Source organism: Vibrio hepatarius (assembly GCF_001274785.1).
Classification (GTDB): domain Bacteria; phylum Pseudomonadota; class Gammaproteobacteria; order Enterobacterales; family Vibrionaceae; genus Vibrio; species Vibrio hepatarius.
The window spans coordinates 126,850-143,395 of the sequence record NZ_LHPI01000004.1 but is presented as its reverse complement, the minus strand read 5'-3'; the positions used below and the strand labels follow the sequence as shown (position 1 = coordinate 143,395).

Annotated in this window: 14 protein-coding genes; 7 read left to right on the top strand and 7 right to left on the bottom strand. The window is 45.3% G+C overall.

The genetic code is table 11. The features are described 5' to 3' along the window. Nucleotides 1-8 precede the first annotated feature (8 nt). Entirely contained in the window at nucleotides 9-1,370 is a 1,362-nt protein-coding gene (locus AKJ31_RS07340) for an L-serine ammonia-lyase (RefSeq protein ID WP_053408454.1), read from the top strand. A gap of 52 nt (nucleotides 1,371-1,422) precedes the next feature. Here the strand turns inward: AKJ31_RS07340 and AKJ31_RS07335 are convergent, their stop codons facing one another. After that, complete coding sequence (locus AKJ31_RS07335; protein ID WP_053408453.1) at nucleotides 1,423-2,583, bottom strand: amino acid permease; 1,161 nt, start codon at nucleotides 2,581-2,583, stop codon at nucleotides 1,423-1,425. A gap of 479 nt (nucleotides 2,584-3,062) precedes the next feature. Further along, on the bottom strand, nucleotides 3,063-3,425 hold the full coding sequence (gene queD / locus AKJ31_RS07325; RefSeq protein ID WP_053408451.1) for a 6-carboxytetrahydropterin synthase QueD: 363 nt from the start codon (nucleotides 3,423-3,425) through the stop codon (nucleotides 3,063-3,065). A 290-nt stretch (nucleotides 3,426-3,715) separates the two neighbouring features. Here queD and AKJ31_RS07320 point away from each other — a divergent pair, with 290 nt between their 5' ends. From AKJ31_RS07320 to AKJ31_RS07305, 4 genes are all read left to right on the top strand, one after another. Then, nucleotides 3,716-5,329 (top strand): methyl-accepting chemotaxis protein, encoded by a 1,614-nt coding sequence (locus AKJ31_RS07320; protein ID WP_053408450.1) that lies wholly within the window; start codon nucleotides 3,716-3,718, stop codon nucleotides 5,327-5,329. A gap of 182 nt (nucleotides 5,330-5,511) precedes the next feature. Then, nucleotides 5,512-6,912: an asparagine--tRNA ligase gene (gene asnS / locus AKJ31_RS07315; protein ID WP_053408449.1), complete on the top strand. Its 1,401-nt coding sequence runs from the start codon at nucleotides 5,512-5,514 to the stop codon at nucleotides 6,910-6,912. A 119-nt stretch (nucleotides 6,913-7,031) separates the two neighbouring features. Further along, complete coding sequence (locus tag AKJ31_RS07310; protein ID WP_053408448.1) at nucleotides 7,032-7,274, top strand: hypothetical protein; 243 nt, start codon at nucleotides 7,032-7,034, stop codon at nucleotides 7,272-7,274. A 107-nt stretch (nucleotides 7,275-7,381) separates the two neighbouring features. Continuing rightward, nucleotides 7,382-7,576, top strand: a complete 195-nt coding sequence (locus AKJ31_RS07305) for a hypothetical protein (protein ID WP_053408447.1) — start codon at nucleotides 7,382-7,384, stop codon at nucleotides 7,574-7,576. Between the two features lie 28 nt (nucleotides 7,577-7,604). Here the strand turns inward: AKJ31_RS07305 and AKJ31_RS07300 are convergent, their stop codons facing one another. Both AKJ31_RS07300 and AKJ31_RS07295 read right to left on the bottom strand, forming a co-directional pair. Further along, on the bottom strand, nucleotides 7,605-7,838 hold the full coding sequence (locus AKJ31_RS07300) for a hypothetical protein (RefSeq protein ID WP_053408446.1): 234 nt from the start codon (nucleotides 7,836-7,838) through the stop codon (nucleotides 7,605-7,607). Between the two features lie 67 nt (nucleotides 7,839-7,905). Beyond that, a complete protein-coding gene (locus tag AKJ31_RS07295; RefSeq protein ID WP_053408445.1) occupies nucleotides 7,906-9,318 on the bottom strand; it encodes an aminotransferase-like domain-containing protein in 1,413 nt (470 codons plus the stop codon). Nucleotides 9,319-9,690: 372 nt separating this feature from the next. Between AKJ31_RS07295 and AKJ31_RS07290 the strand changes: the two genes are divergently transcribed. Both AKJ31_RS07290 and AKJ31_RS07285 read left to right on the top strand, forming a co-directional pair. After that, nucleotides 9,691-11,184 carry an HD-GYP domain-containing protein gene (locus AKJ31_RS07290; RefSeq protein WP_053408444.1) on the top strand — a complete coding sequence of 498 codons (1,494 nt, stop codon included), beginning with the start codon at nucleotides 9,691-9,693 and terminating at the stop codon, nucleotides 11,182-11,184. Between the two features lie 220 nt (nucleotides 11,185-11,404). Further along, on the top strand, nucleotides 11,405-12,595 hold the full coding sequence (locus AKJ31_RS07285) for an amino acid aminotransferase (RefSeq protein WP_053408443.1): 1,191 nt from the start codon (nucleotides 11,405-11,407) through the stop codon (nucleotides 12,593-12,595). Nucleotides 12,596-12,689: 94 nt separating this feature from the next. On the opposite strand, the gene AKJ31_RS07280 is transcribed toward AKJ31_RS07285, so the two are convergent. The 3 genes from AKJ31_RS07280 to AKJ31_RS07270 form a co-directional block, all read right to left on the bottom strand. Next, a complete protein-coding gene (locus AKJ31_RS07280; protein WP_053408442.1) occupies nucleotides 12,690-13,325 on the bottom strand; it encodes a hypothetical protein in 636 nt (211 codons plus the stop codon). A gap of 169 nt (nucleotides 13,326-13,494) precedes the next feature. Further along, nucleotides 13,495-13,872, bottom strand: a complete 378-nt coding sequence (locus AKJ31_RS07275; protein WP_053408441.1) for a hypothetical protein — start codon at nucleotides 13,870-13,872, stop codon at nucleotides 13,495-13,497. Between the two features lie 202 nt (nucleotides 13,873-14,074). Continuing rightward, entirely contained in the window at nucleotides 14,075-16,420 is a 2,346-nt protein-coding gene (locus AKJ31_RS07270; RefSeq protein WP_053408440.1) for a helicase-related protein, read from the bottom strand. Nucleotides 16,421-16,546: the final 126 nt, after the last annotated feature.

Here is a 16,546-nt window from a genome sequence, read left to right as displayed (position 1 = left end):
TAATCGATATGATTAGTGTTTTCGACATCTATAAAATCGGCGTTGGCCCTTCAAGCTCACACACTGTTGGTCCGATGAAAGCGGGTAAAGAATTTATTGATGAACTACGCTCAATGGGAAAATTGCGCGACATCACTAAAATCACCGTTGACGTTTATGGATCGCTATCACTGACAGGGAAAGGTCACCACACGGATATCGCAATCATCATGGGTCTTGCTGGCAACACTCCTGAGAAAGTAGATATCGACTCTATTCCGGGCTTTATCGCTCGCGTAGAAGAAACTGAGCGCCTTCCTGTTGGCATGCACTGTCATACAGTATCGTTCCCTAAAGACGGTGGTATGAACTTCCATACTACTAACCTTGAGCTGCACGAAAACGGCATGCAAATCCACGCGTGGATTGATGACGAAGTTGTATTCTCAAAGACTTATTACTCGATTGGTGGCGGTTTCATCGTTGACGAAGAAAACTTCGGTAAAGAAGAAGCGAACCCAATCCAAGTACCTTACCCGTTCACTACGGCTGAGCAACTTGTTGACCAGTGTAAGCAAAGTGGTCTGTCTATCAGTGCGCTAGTGATGAAAAACGAGCACGCACAGCACTCAGACGAAGAAACTCGTACTTACTTCGCGAACATCTGGAAAACGATGCGCGAATGTATGGAACGTGGCATGAACGAAGAAGGCATCCTTCCTGGACCTCTACGTGTACCACGTCGTGCAGCAGCACTTCGCCAGCAACTGTTAACATCAGAAAAGACGTCAAACGATCCAATGTCTGTTGTTGATTGGGTGAACATGTTTGCGTTTGCAGTAAACGAAGAAAACGCAGCAGGTGGCCGCGTTGTGACAGCACCGACAAACGGTGCATGTGGCATCATCCCAGCAGTACTTGCGTACTACGATAAGTTCATTCAGACAGTGACTGAAAAAGACTACATCCGTTATTTCGCAGCGTCTGGTGCAATTGGTGGTCTTTACAAACGTAATGCGTCTATCTCTGGTGCGGAAGTTGGCTGTCAGGGTGAAGTTGGTGTGGCCTGTTCTATGGCTGCAGCAGGTCTTGCAGAACTTATGGGTGGTAGCCCAGAGCAAGTATGTATGGCGGCTGAAATTGCAATGGAGCACAACCTAGGCCTAACGTGTGACCCTGTTGCTGGTCAGGTACAGGTACCATGTATCGAACGTAACGGTATTGCAGCAGTAAAAGCGATCAACTCTACTCGTATGGCGCTACGTCGTTCATCGGCTCCAACTGTTTCTCTGGATAAGGTTATTGAAACCATGCTAGAGACAGGTAAAGACATGAACGCGAAATACCGCGAAACATCTCAAGGTGGTTTGGCAGTGAAAGTTATCTGTTAATCCTACCGATAGCATCAAAAAGCCCGAGCAAATGCTCGGGCTTTTTTTTTAACTAAACAAGTTGCGAGGCAAGTAAGAACACACCAAACAGTAAAGAGAATACCAACATAGGCTTACCTCCTTCTGCAGTGTAACGCTCTGCGCTCTCGGCACTTTGTGACTGTCTTAGCTTGTAAACCATCGCTAGAGGTACAAACACCGCCAACAACACTAATATAATGCCAGCGTAGCCCAATACCGCTAGGAACTTGTCGGCCGCAAACAACGAGCCAATCAGAGGTAAGATAAAGGTCAGAATGTATGTGACAACACGGTTCTTATTGAACATGTCGCGGTTCTGGTTATACAGAGACATCGCAACGCCAAAGAACGAAGTCAACAAGGCTAAACCCGTAAACACCGCCAGCAACGAACCAATCCAGCTAGAGTGGTGCTCAAACGCCGCGATAAGATCGCCGACACCTTTCAGCTCGCCCAGTTGTGTTGGGTTTAAGTTGCCGACCACCGCAAACAACCAACACAAGTAACATACCAGTGGGATCAGTGAACCGACGATCACCATGTTTCTCAGCTGTGTATCCGTCGCTTCATGGTTGTAAGCAACCAGAGATGGAATAACCACCATAAAGCCAAAACTGGTGAATAACACCGCGCTGGTTTTGATTAACTCAAGATGATCATTGTTAATCACTCGCGCAAGATTGTTAGCACTGAATTCAGGCATCAAAAATACTAAGGTGGCGGATAAACTCGCGATCATCACAAAAAATAGCGCGCGATTAAGCTTATCGATAATCCCCGTGCCTGCGGCGATCACCAGACCAGAAATCAACGTGAATCCGACTTGGCTTTGGGTATTTGTGATTTCAATACCTAACTTTGACGCCATTTGACCAAACAGATCTGCTGCACCAAGAATGTAAGCCATTAATAGGCAGATAAGTAACGCATACAGTAGGCCATTGGAAATCAGTTGTCCGCCTTTTCCCAGCGTTTTGCGTGCGATGGAGTTAAGCCCTAACCCACCACCCGCTTTTACCGTTGCTTCGAGCAGCAGCAGTGCTGCGTAAGTTGTGCCGAAACAAATAAAAATCATTAATAACGTCCCGTACCATAGGCCAAATTGAGCCAGTACCATCGGGATCGCGAGCATGCCAGCACCGAGCGCTGTGCCAGAGATAATTAGGGAGCTCCCTAAAAGTTTAGTGTTCATAGTGTCGTATTCTATTTTTGATTGATAAAAGATTTAGATGCGCGTGTGCCTAGCGCGATGGCTAACAATCAAAAGGAATACGAACAGCGGGCTTTAATAGAGAAGAAGCGAGGAAAAGCAGAGAGATAAGAAGCAAATGGGCTAAGCGAGCCAATAAGATGAGAAAGAGATACTGAAGCTTGGTGTGGCGACCCTTCAGTCGGCTCAATGATTGGTGTGGTGATTTTGAAAATCATGAAAATATCCATTACAGCTAATCAATCCATAAATAACACATCGCACTCCTTGTGCGATCTACCTCTCAAACCAAGAGGTCATTTCATATTATCTATTGAAAGCTCGATTGCAATGGAAAAATCGGACAAAATTTCACTTATGTAGATTTTTTAACCATAGAGTAAGTAAAACCATAGTTATTTATGTCATTAAAAAAGCGAAGCTAAGAGCTTCGCTTTTTGCATTTTAAAGACGGAATCGAGTTACTCGCCTTTGTATACACAACCTGCTGTACACGTTTCTTTGATTTCTACTTTGCTCAGCAACGGTAAACTCGGTTTGAGCTCTTGCCAAATCCATTTTGCAAGCACTTCACTGGTTGGGTTTTCCAGACCTTCAATATCATTAAGGTAGTAATGATCTAAGCGGTCATAAATCGGCTTAAACGCGCTTTTGATTTCTGAGAAATCAATAACCCAGCCTGTATGCGGATCCACTTCACCTTCAACATAAAGGCGAACTAAGAAAGAGTGACCATGTAGGCGACCACATTTATGACCTTCGGGAACATGTGGCAAGCGGTGTGCCGCTTCAAACATGAATTCCTTGTAAAGTTCAGTTCTCATAACGATTCTCGGGCATTGCAAAAGACACGCAATACTAAGGAAATTGTGATCTAGTGACAAGTTTCTCGTCACGATAAATTGATTTCATTTTTATCTGTCCGTATTAGACCTTTGTAGCACGCCGAAAAAATGGCGACCCGTCAAAGATTTGATTACACGAGCCCTACATCACATTTACATAATCCACACTTAAAATATGGTCACAATACGCCGTTCAGTTGGTTGAGTTATATAACAATTTCGTCATTATACGGACGTCTATTCCAATTCTAATAATTAAGCATTTACAAATGAGCTCAACGATCACTGCGAAACTACTAGTCACACTAGTTACCGTATTTTCTCTCGTTCTCGCCTCCTCGACTGCATACCAGTATTGGCAGCAGAAAGAGCTAATGAATTCTGTGCTGAGTGAACAGCTCCACGATAAAGCGAGTAACTATTTCGACAGCCTTAATATGATGATGCTAACGGGCACGATGGCGCAAAAAGAAACTTTGCGTCAAAAAGCGTTAGCTCAAGACGGTATTGAACAAGTGAAAGTGCTGCGCGCCGATGCCGTCAGCAAACTTTATGGCCCAGGTCAGGCCAACCAAAAACCAAGTGACGACATCGACCAACGTGCGTTAGCTGGTGAATTGGTGATTGAACCAATCCAAGCCGATTGGGGTAAAGGCATTGTTGTTGCCTTACCGATGAAATCGAGCGAAAACTACCGCGGTACCAACTGTGTATCTTGTCATATGGTTCCGGAAGGTGAAGTGCTTGGCGCGATTCGTCTTGAGTACAACCTATCTCACGTAACCAGCATGATCAGCCAGCGCACTTTTATTGCTATCACTATCATGGCGACATTAGGTTGTGTTGGCTTCTTACTGACTCTTTTCTTGATCCGTAAGTTTATCGTTCGCCCAATTCAAAAAACCGCTCACTACATGCAAGGCGTCAGCGAAAGTAAAGACCTGACTCGTCGCCTTGAACATGAAAACAAAGATGAAATCGGTCAGCTCGCGGTAGCGATTAACTCGTTTATGGACACGGTCAGCAGCAGTCTGGAAAAAGTTCAGGATACGTCGCACAACTTAACCAGCTCTGCCGCCCAACTGACTAACGTTGCGATGGTGACGGACCAAGCAGCACACAACCAACAAAAAGAGACCTCCGACGTACAAAGCAATATTGAGCAAATGCAGTCACAACAGCTGCAAGTCGAACAAGCGACTGAGGATGCGTCTAGTCTGATTAAACACACCACCAGCGTTGCAGAACAGAGTGCTAGCCAAGCCCACAACGCAAGCTCAGACATCAAACACCTTGTCTCTGATATCGAGCTGGTGAAAACCAATATCGCAGAGCTTAATGAGCAGACTTCGGAAGTCTCAAGCATCCTTGAAGTGATTAAAGGCATTGCAGACCAAACCAATTTACTCGCGCTGAATGCGGCTATTGAAGCGGCCCGAGCGGGTGAACAAGGACGCGGTTTTGCGGTGGTTGCTGATGAAGTTCGTCAACTTGCGAGCCGCACCTCAGAAGCCACTGGCAGTATCGAAACCATCATCGCTCAGTTCCAGCGCGACAGTGAGACTTCTCTGGTTTCAGTTGATAACGTTTGCAGCACAGCGCACCAACGCTCAAATGAAGTGGAAGCCTTGTCTGTTGCTATGTCTGACGTTGTTTCTGAGATGCAACAAGCGTTACACCACGCGGAAAGTATTCAACGTCAAACCAGTAACACAACGGAAATCAGCCAAGACGTACAACGTAAAGTTGAGATCATCACTGAGCATGCGAATGACACCTCTAAGTCGGCGGCTCAAACGCGTGAAATCAGTATGAATCTTGAGCAACTTTCTGAACATTTGGAGTCACTTATCAATCAGTTTTCACTTTCGCGTAAGAATTAAGCCGATTTGGCCATTTTTTGCCTGCGGAAACGACAATAAAGGTTGAAGCATAATAATTGAAAGGTAATATGTTCCATTGAATATGTAGAATTCTACCCAACCCAATGTTTGCTCATTATTCAAACAGTGAGTAGTACAAAAACATTGGGTTGTATTTTTACTCAATGGAGAATATTTAAAACATGACTTACGCGCCTGTAAAAGACGTACTAAGCGGTAAGCTAGCAGTAGACAGTGAAGTGACTGTTCGCGGCTGGATCCGTACACGTCGTGATTCCAAAGCTGGAATTTCTTTCCTTGCCATCTATGACGGCTCTTGTTTCGACCCGATTCAGGCCGTGGTCCCAAATAATTTAAATAATTACAACGACGAAGTGCTAAAACTAACAACAGGTTGTTCAGTTGAAGTAACAGGTAAAGTTGTTGAATCTCCAGCTTCTGGTCAAGATTTTGAGCTAGCAGCCACTGACGTAAAAGTAGTCGGTTGGGTTGAAGATGCAGACACTTACCCGATGGCAAAAACTCGTCACTCTATCGAGTACCTTCGCGAAGTTGCGCACCTACGCCCACGTACAAACGTTATCGGCGCGGTAGCACGTGTTCGTAACTGTCTATCTCAAGCAATCCACCGTTTCTACCACGAGCAGGGTTACTTTTGGGTATCTGCTCCACTAATCACTGCGTCTGACGCTGAAGGTGCAGGCGAAATGTTCCGCGTTTCTACGCTAGACATGGAAAACCTACCTCGCACTGAAGCAGGTAAAGTAGATTACAACGAAGACTTCTTCGGCAAAGAAACGTTCCTGACTGTATCTGGCCAGCTAAACGCAGAAACATACGCTTGTGCATTAAGCAAAGTGTACACGTTCGGTCCTACTTTCCGTGCAGAAAACTCAAACACCAGCCGCCACCTAGCGGAGTTCTGGATGGTTGAGCCTGAAGTTGCATTCGCAGAACTAGACGACGTAGCAAAGCTAGCAGAAGATATGCTGAAATATGTATTCAATGCTGTACTTGAAGAGCGCCGTGATGACCTAGAGTTCTTCGCACAACGCATCGACAAAGAAGCAATTACTCGTCTAGAGCAGTTCGTTTCTTCTGACTTCGCACAAGTTGACTACACTGACGCAATCCAAATCCTATTGGATTCTGGTCGTGAGTTCGAATTCCCTGTTGAATGGGGTATCGATATGTCTTCTGAGCACGAGCGTTACCTAGCAGAAGAGCACTTCAAAGCGCCAGTAATCGTGAAGAACTACCCGAAAGACATCAAAGCATTCTACATGCGTCTGAACGAAGACGGTAAGACTGTAGCGGCAATGGACGTACTTGCACCTGGTATCGGTGAAATTATCGGTGGTTCTCAGCGTGAAGAGCGTCTGGACGTGCTAGACGATCGTATGCGTGAAATGGGTATCGACCCTGAGCACATGGGCTGGTACCGTGACCTACGTCGTTACGGTACAGTACCTCACGCTGGCTTCGGTCTTGGTTTCGAGCGTTTGGTTTCTTATGTAACAGGTATGGGCAACGTACGTGACGTAATTCCATTCCCACGTACTCCACGCTCTGCAAACTTCTAATCCAAAGTTTGTAAATAAAAACCTCCACTTGTGGAGGTTTTTTTATGCCCATATATATTGGAAGCTCACTCGAACATCGGCTAGTTTTAATGAGTGTAATTTGAGTATGAGGTAACAAAATGAAAGTATTTAAAATTGAAGATCTTTCTTACAACGGCATTCAAAATGGTGTGCACAGTTGGATTCACCCTCAAGGCCAGCAACCTTACTATTGGCATCCGGACTGGTTACACATTGCCGAAGATATTACCGGACTCCACGGGCGCAAAGATCTCGATATTAAAGTGGGAGAAACCGCCAACGAAGAGCATGCGAAGCAAGCGATCATCGACCAAATGAACGATCAGGACAAAGACAGCTAAGCGCCTATTTCTGCAAATTGGCTTTGCATTTCGGTAATACGCAAACTATCAATAATTCAACCATACTTATTCTGAGCTAAGCTGAGTTTTCTAGCGAGGAGGTAGGTATGAGAGTGTTTAGACTTGACGACTTATCATACTGTGGCAGACACGAAAGACCGATAGAATGGGACCACCCAAATGGTATGCAGCCCTACTATTGGCATCCTGATTGGCTACAAAATGCCGAGGATCAATTAGGGCTTTATCCCGATGAGGCCGACCCGTGTGGGGTTCATCTCAAAGATAAAATGTCGCCATAACCTATGTTATTTGGGTTTAGAGAGTCAATTAGTGGCCTCTAAACCCTTTCATCTTTTCGCCTATATCCACCTTTGACGCGTAACGGATCCCATAGAGACACAAGGCAAACATCAGAAATGGAATCGCCGCGGCGGTGTATTCCAATAGCGGCATGTTGGAAAAAGATTTTGACAGGATGAGGTGACCAATCACCACCAGCAACGCACTGACAATCGCGACAGCAATTAAGCGACATTCATGTTTCGAACTCTGCTTTTCCATAAACAACCTCTGCAATAGACAAACTGTCGCCATTAAACGCCACTTCCCTACTTTCAATGCAGTACAGTTACGCCGAAAAATCACCAAACAGTTCATTTTCAATAAGTTTTGCTAGCTGTTTCAAAGCTTGTTCAACTTCCGGCGTCAGTTCATACGACACGTTCAGTCTTAGGCAGTGTCCAAACTGATCTGAAGTGCTGAACAAATCACCATAGGCGACAGAAACGTCACTGCGTAAAAGTTGCTGATAAATCTTATGTGTTTGAATCGCTTTGGGTAATACCAACCAAACAAAGTAGCCACCATCAGGCACGTGCAGTGTCACTTCTTCTGGAAGTCCTTGTTGAAGCAATGCCACTACCTTGGCTTGCCTTTGTTTCAGATCTTTGCGCAGTTTGCGCAGGTGGTTATCCAAGCTTTCATATTGCAGATAATGTGCGATTCCACTTTGGATTGGTGAACTGCTGGATAAGGTGGATAGCAGTTGCTGCTTCTGTAACCGCTCGCTCAACGTGCGATTCACAACCCAGCCGATACGATAACCTGGACACAATGATTTTGAGAACGAACCGCACAGCAACACTCTGTCTTGCGTATCCCAGTATTTTAGTGGTTTAGGCTTTTGCTCACCGAAATAGAGTTCAGCATAGACATCGTCTTCTATCACCATCACATCGTATTGGTTCGCTAATGCCATCACGGCTTGCTTGCTTTCGTCATCCAGTAACGAACCTGTCGGGTTGTGATAATTTGGCATTAACCAGCATGCTTGAACCTTCTGTTGCTTAAAAGCGCGCTCTAGTTCAATCAAATCAACACCCGACTCTGGACTCACGCCGACTTCAATCAAATTCAGCCCTCTACGCTTAGTCGCTTCTATTGCGCCATAAAACGTTGGTGCTTCAACAACTACGTTATCCCCTGCTTTCGTGACAACCTGAAGGCTTAGGTTCAGCGCTTCCATCGCGCCCGAGGTGATAACAATATCGTGATGAGAAACAGAGATGCCATTGGCTATATAGCGTTGAGCGATGCTTCGACGTAAAGATTCGTTACCCGGTGGCAAGTTGTGTAAAACGCTATCTGCGGGCAGCTTTCTTCCCGCGCTCGCTAAATGGCGATTAAGCAGTGACATAGAAAACAGATCAGACGAAGGGAATGCCGCGCCCAACGCTACGTCTGATTGGTTGCAGGTTTTGAGATACTCGTACAGCGCGTCATCGTAGGGTATCAGTTTTGGCGCGGAAGAGGCGTTATCTCTCGGAGCAACTAATGTTGAGGTAACAAAGTAACCTGACTGCGGCTTCGCGGTTAACCACCCTTCACTTTCCAGTAGCTGATACGCTTGTAAAACAGTGGCCGCGCTGACCGAGTAGCTCTTACTTGCCGCACGAATAGACAGCACTTTTTCCCCTGAACGCCACACTTGTTGCTGGATTTGCGCTTTGATTGTCTGGGCTAATTGTCGATAACGGCTCATAACTTCCTCTGGTTAACTGCGTCACCATATCATAAATAGTGAAACTCGGTGCCCACCCAAAGTGTTTGATAATAATTGTTTTTAACCAGTATTCAGAGGTACTTGAGCTTAAAATGCGAAGCTAGATGTCCAATCAATTATTGCCATCATCGATTGGAGTCATCTCAAATCACGCCATCATCAGTTGCTAAAACGAGAATCACCCGTTTTACTCATCATAAAATTAGCACTAAAGTTGCAAAAATTTACAGGTGCGTGCAATAAACCTATATTATCAAGGGTCTTACATTCAACGGATGAATGATTTGTTATTCTCTTCTTTCGTTACCAAATCGTACTTTAGCAATACCGTATAAGGATATAGGTCAAAACATGACACATTCACATTACAATGCCCCGTTAACTTTCAATCTGTATGCGTTAGCGGGCGTTGTATTTGGTATCTATGCAGGTCGCGTATGCCCAATGTTAGATACCCTTTCTTTCACTCAACTGTTTAGTCATATCGCCTCAACATTTGGCATAACGTTTCTGGTCAGGCACTTCCTGTTACGTGACCACTATCTCGTTCGGCAACAACGACAAGCGCGTCTCGACTCCCTACTGATGTTTTCTTCTAGCGTATTACTGGCGACGTTTTATAACCTTCACTATGAATTTACCCTCGACAGCAATCTCAAAGTCCTATTTGGTATGACACTTTTCGGCTTCTTTACCGGATTACTGCTGCAACTCAAGTCAAAAACCGACTGTTTTGATAACTTAGACCGACAGCAGCGCGCTCAATTTGAGCTTAGTGGTCAACGCCAATCGTTAGTGAAACAGCTGATTTTCTTGATCAGCTTGCTATTCGTTGCACTGACCGCAACCTTAACTATGGTCGCAGTCAAAGATATCTTTTGGCTTGAGCACAACCCACAACGCGTACTTGATGGCACTGGCGTGATCAGCGTGATTAAGGAATTTATCTTTATCGCCATCGTGTTAGCGGCTTATGTCATAGCCATCATGACACTTTGGATCAAACTAATGCGTCGCGTCTTGCTCTCACACGAATGCTCTCTGATGGAAGTCACTCAAGGCAATATATCCAAACGCTTACCGATCTTTGAACATAACGAACTGGGCTCTATGGCGTCATTAACTAACCAGATGCTCGATAGCCTCGAATCATCACAAAATGAAGTGAAAACCACTCGAGACGTCGCGATTGTCAGCTTATCTGCGTTAGCAGAGTCCCGTGATAATGAAACCGGTGCCCATATTCTGCGCACTCAAGAATATGTACGTGCACTGGCATGCTACCTATCTCGCTTTGAGCAACACCAAGGCCTGCTGACCGATAGCTACATCGAACTGCTCTACAAATCAGCGCCTTTACACGATGTAGGCAAAGTGGCTATCCCAGACAATATTCTACTTAAGCCAGGAAAATTGACCGATGAAGAGTTCGAAGTGATGAAAAAACACCCCGAACTTGGCGCAAAGGCGTTATCAATGGCAGAAAACCAACTCGGTAGTAACTCATTCCTCAAGCTGGCTAAAGAGATCTCTCTCACTCATCACGAAAAATGGGATGGCTCAGGCTATCCGAACCAATTAAAAGGCGCAGAAATTCCACTTTCAGGGCGATTAATGGCTTTAGCCGATGTTTATGATGCACTTATCTCAGAGCGCGTATACAAGAAAGCATTTAGCCACGAAAAAGCCAAAGCGATTATCTTGCAAGGCGATGGCAAGCACTTCGACCCACAAGTCGTCGAAGCCTTTATAGCTATAGAACATCAGTTCGTCGCCATTGCTGATAAATATCGCAGTATGGAAGCGAAAGAAAACGCATTGGAGAGTGGTGTTGTTCTCGCATAAGCGACTAGACAAAATCGCGACGACATTCAAAACAAACTCCCTCAACTCGATCTAATTTCAGGGACTTTTTATATGGAAATCTATGTTAGAAGACAATCCGTTATAATTTGCGATTATTTTTAACACATTCTTTGCTTTGAGTGTTGTTTCGTTCACTTTAGAAAGGTATAAATAACGGAGTTACTAACTATGTCCCCGTCGACTAACATGGATGATCAATATGTTTGAAAAAGTAGTAGCTGCTCCGGCAGATCCTATCCTTGGCCTTACTGAAGAGTTTAAAAAAGACGCTCGTACTGACAAAATCAACCTTGGTGTTGGTATTTACAAGAACGAGCAAGGTGAGACCCCTGTTCTTGCTACCGTTAAAAAAGCAGAAGCGGCTTTGGTAGAAACCGAGAAGACAAAGTCTTACCTAACTATTGAAGGTACGGCTGAGTACGGTCTAGCTGTGCAAAAGCTACTGTTTGGTGCAGATTCTGAAATTGTTGCTAATAAACTGGCAAAAACAGCACAAGCACCTGGTGGTACTGGCGCACTTCGCGTAGCTGGTGAGTTCATCAAGCGTCAACTTGGCGACGTTAAGATCTGGATCAGCAACCCTACATGGGCAAACCACAACGGTGTATTTACCGCTGCAGGTATTGAAACCGCGCAATACAGCTACTACGACGCAGAATCAAAAGATAAAGATTTTGCTGCAATGCTATCTGATCTAGAGAAAGCATCAGAAGGCGACGTGGTTCTTCTACACGGCTGCTGCCACAACCCAACGGGTATCGACCCAACTCTGGAAGAGTGGGAAACACTGGCTAAACTTATCGCAGAGAAGAAACTACTGCCTCTATTCGACTTTGCATACCAAGGTTTTGCTAAAGGCGTAGAAGAAGACGCGGCAGGTCTGCGTGTATTTGCGAAGTACAACAAAGAGATCCTAGTCGCTAGCTCTTTCTCTAAGAACTTCGGTCTGTACAACGAACGTGTTGGTGCATTCACATTAGTGGCTGAGTCAGAAGACGTAGCAACGACTGCATTCTCTCAAATAAAAGCTATCATCCGTTCAATTTACTCAAACCCACCAGCACACGGTAGTGCGGTTGTTACACATATCCTGAACAACCCAGAACTACGCGCAGAATGGGAACTTGAAGTAAAAGAAATGCGTGACCGTATCCAACAGATGCGTGAACTGTTTGTAGCAACACTGAAAGAGCAAGGTGTTGACGCAGACTTCAGCTTTATCGAGCGTCAAAACGGTATGTTCTCTTTCTCTGGTCTAACTAAAGAGCAAGTTAACCGCCTGAAAGAAGAGTTCGGTATCTACATCGTAGGTTCTGGCCGTATTAGCGTTGCAGGTATGACTCGTTCAAACATGCTTCCGCTATGCCAAGGTATTGCTGCAGTAATGTAATCCATTTACTGTAAGAAAAGAGCCAGCATTTGCTGGCTCTTTTTGTTTGACTGGTTGGAGAGTCGGTATTGATGCAAAGACCGACGTTACTCACTCAATAGAAAAATCGTACTGACACGCCACCTTCGTTGCTGGTGGCAACATCCTTATCTCGATGGGTGTAATATCCACCAAACGCAATGCGCGGTGAGGTAAAGTAATCGACTCGAGCGGTATACACTTCTTCGTCTAATACGTCACTGCGTCGAACTTCAGCGACACCTGATGCCTCTAAGTACTCATTAAATGCATAACGAACAGTAATATTGCCACCCCACATAAAATAACTGTCCTTTTCAATCGTCTTGTCGGTATCGTTATCGGTTTGGCTTGTCCACAATAGCCCCGCAATCCCGCCTGCGACAACATCTAAGTTATCAAGAATACTGTAGCGGTATGCGACACCCGGCAATAATGTGTAAATGCGCGTAGTGGTTTTTTTGGGATGAATAAAACGTGCTTCGTATTCACCAGTCAACATCAAATCAGACAAGATGTGATAATTACCACCAACGGCGATTGCTGTAACATTACTGTTCTCACCGATATTTTCATTCAGTGAACCACCAGCAACCTGGCCATAGAAATACCCGTAATCCAGCTTTTGATTTGCATCGGTGTCTAACGCCAATGTAGCGGTAGAAAAAGCCAATACCACGGGGGTAAGCAACCAAGAGGGTTTCAAATCCATTTAGACCTCACGTGAAGTATTGATTGTTTGACAGTATAAGAATCGTTGTAGATTTAGTTAACTTAATATAGTTGAAATTTAACGACTTAGCTTTCGTATTCATCGCAAGTCGATAAAAATGTCAAGAATTGAAGATGGAAAAAGAAAAGGCCTCTTACGAGGCCTCTACTCAAAAAGTAATGATGAGTTCATCTTGTTGCGATCGCTGAACGTTCGCATGGGTTTTGCTACTTACTCTTTGTATTTGTTCACTATCGAGTTCGTATGGCATCACTAGTTTTAGCTCTGCCAAACCTTCACTTTTTGCTAACTCAACCAGTGTAACAATATTCGATTCATCACTTCTGTTCGCAGACAAAGACTTCAATGCCTGATCCCATAACCGATCTTCAACCGATATTGTTTCTTTTATCGTATTTTTCCACGCCAAACTAAAGATTGGCGCAAAGGTACTCATGGCCTCTAAGAATGTCCATTTCTTAGTGCATGACGCTCCGAGAAAAGAGGTATAGTCAAATACCACACTTGTCTTGCCTTGATGCTCCATATCAGCCCCCGTAATTTCGGCAACACAGTGTTCTAAATATCCGACAACCTTCTACATATAGCAATAGGATATAAAACAATCGTCTTTTATGCCCCTTTTCCGTTTTAAAAAGCTATATAAAAACCAATCTAGTAACAAAGTACGAACAATAAGATCCCATACAAAACCAGTTGCTTAATATTTTATCGAATAAATAATTTCGTCACTTAACGTCGACGATTCGACTTGCCTTCTTGTACTGAACTCGCCAACCCGCCCACTTGGGTAACTCCCAACGCTTCGGGTCGGTTTTACGTAAGCCATCTCGATAGACTACGTAAACCAATTTCTTAGCCGATATGTATTCAACATCTAAGTTGAGCTCTCCAAGGCTTAGCTCAAACGGATAGCTTTCAGCAAAGTCTTCATACTCCCAATACGGGATACCCGGAAACTCGAAATCTGAGTCAGAAAACAGCTCTAATTCACTTGGCTCACTCAGCTCCAGCATGGTTAATTGTTCACTAAACCAGCTATCAAAGCTGACATCCAAGTCTTGAGGTGCGCCTTCTGCCAATCCGAGTGCAACGTACAGTTTCCAGTGTTCGATTTGCTGATGACGCAGTTTTGCAAAACCCGGTAGATATTGATTCGCTTTCACCGCTTCCAATATCGGTTTGAGCGCAAACTCACCTAACGCCGCTTCGCGCTTAGTCACGACTACTCGCCCTGCGTATATAAGCTGCATTTCTAAATACGGGAGTTCATCAACCGTCACCACATCGCCTTGCTGCCACTGCCCCAATTCCAGAGTTTCAATCAGTGCGAGATCTGTCGGCATTACAAAGGTCGCTAAATTGAGCGTCTGTTTCACTCCTCGGCCGGGAAGACTATGCGTGTCTAGCACCAGAGCGACTTGGTTGCTTGGCTTGACGCGACTGTTACGTCCAAACATCACTTCCATCTCACCATTCGCAAGCGCCTCTTGACGCCTTTCTCGGCGTACAAACACCAATTCTGGATGAAGCCGCGCGATGTTTTCTATCAGTTGTTGTCGGTTATAGCGCGACGCCACTTCTAGCTGAGGCAGTTCGAATGCTTCTCTCATTTGGGCAGACAAACGCTGTGCTTCTAGTAGCACATCTTTATCAACGTTCACTCCAGCTAATTGTTCACCGCGTAAAAGCCGAATGGCCAGTTGAGCGTCACAGCCAAACGGCTCTTCTTGTGCCAATAACTCGAGCTGCTCTTCATTGCTTGAGTAACGATACAATGCTGCGGGTGTCGCGAGCACCGCCGTTAAATCGACCATTGCTTCTTGAAGCGCCTTACTTGGCATACGCGTGACCAAATCTGCGTACAATGCATCAATCGGTAGCGGGTAGATTCGGCGCCCATGTTCAGTAGCTAACCCGTTTGCAGTGATGGCATCCATACCCAACAAGATTGATTTCGCCTGTTGTAATGACTTTTCGGGTAGAGGATCTACAAAACTGAGCGCTTCTAGAGAGACACCACAACTCGCAGCCGCAAGCATTGCTTCGGTTAACGCTTCCCGATGCATCTCTGGCGGCGTGACTTCTGAAAGCGCGGCATGCTCACCGTACAATCTAACGCAGATGCCATCCATCACACGCCCTGCGCGACCTGCTCTTTGCTTGGCACTCGCTTTAGAAATATGTTTTAGGCTTAGTGTGGTTTTACCATTCCGCTGCTCTGTACGACGCTCCAGCCCGGAATCAATCACAGTGCTAATATTAGGAATGGTCAGCGATGTTTCGGCAACATTCGTCGCTAACACAACCTTCTTGCTTGTCTGAACGTTAAGCGCAACATCGCGCTGAGCATCAGAAACCGACGCGTGTAGCGGCGCAACAATCACACCATCAAGTGCAGACAACATAGATTGGCATTGGGCAATCTCTTTTCTTCCTGGGAGAAAAACCAAGATGTCCCCTTCCATATCCAACAGCGCAGTTACTTCTTGCTTGATGCGTTGTTCAAGATTGCGGGAATCTGGCAGTTGGCGAGAATCCGTCGCTCGATGCGCAATCGCAACATCAAAGTTTCGACCTTCTGCGTACAGACGCTCAGCGCCTACGTACTTCGCCAGTTTTTCACCTTCTATTGTTGCAGACGTTAGAACAACGCGATGCGATTGTCGCTGCTTTAATAGCGCAACCAGTAGATCGGTATCCCAGCGTCTTTCATGGAATTCATCGACGATGATGGTCGTAAAATCCGCCAATCCTGTTTCGGATAACCACCTTAGCGCAACGCCGGGTGTCGCAAACACAATCTGGGTATTTTCATCGCAGCGATTTTCCAGCTTAATCGAATAGCCGATATTCTTGCCCACTTGCTCACCTTTTTGCTGGGCAAGAAACTGCGCCAAAGAGGTACAGGCAATGCGTCTTGGCTCGACGACCAAGACTCTACCTTGCTCCGCAGCCCATATAGGTAAACGGGTTGACTTACCCGAACCAGTGTCAGCTTCAACAATTAAATCAGACTGAGAAAGGTGGTCCAGAAAGCGCTTTTTGAGAGGATCAATCGGTAAGCTAGTCATCGTTTGCGTAATGTTGTCGGTTTAGCGCGAAAGTATATATGGAAACGTGTCGAGATTGCAGGAATATCAGTTTACAACGCGACAGCGAATCCCTATCATTTTCAGGTTCCTAGTTCCAAAGGTCTA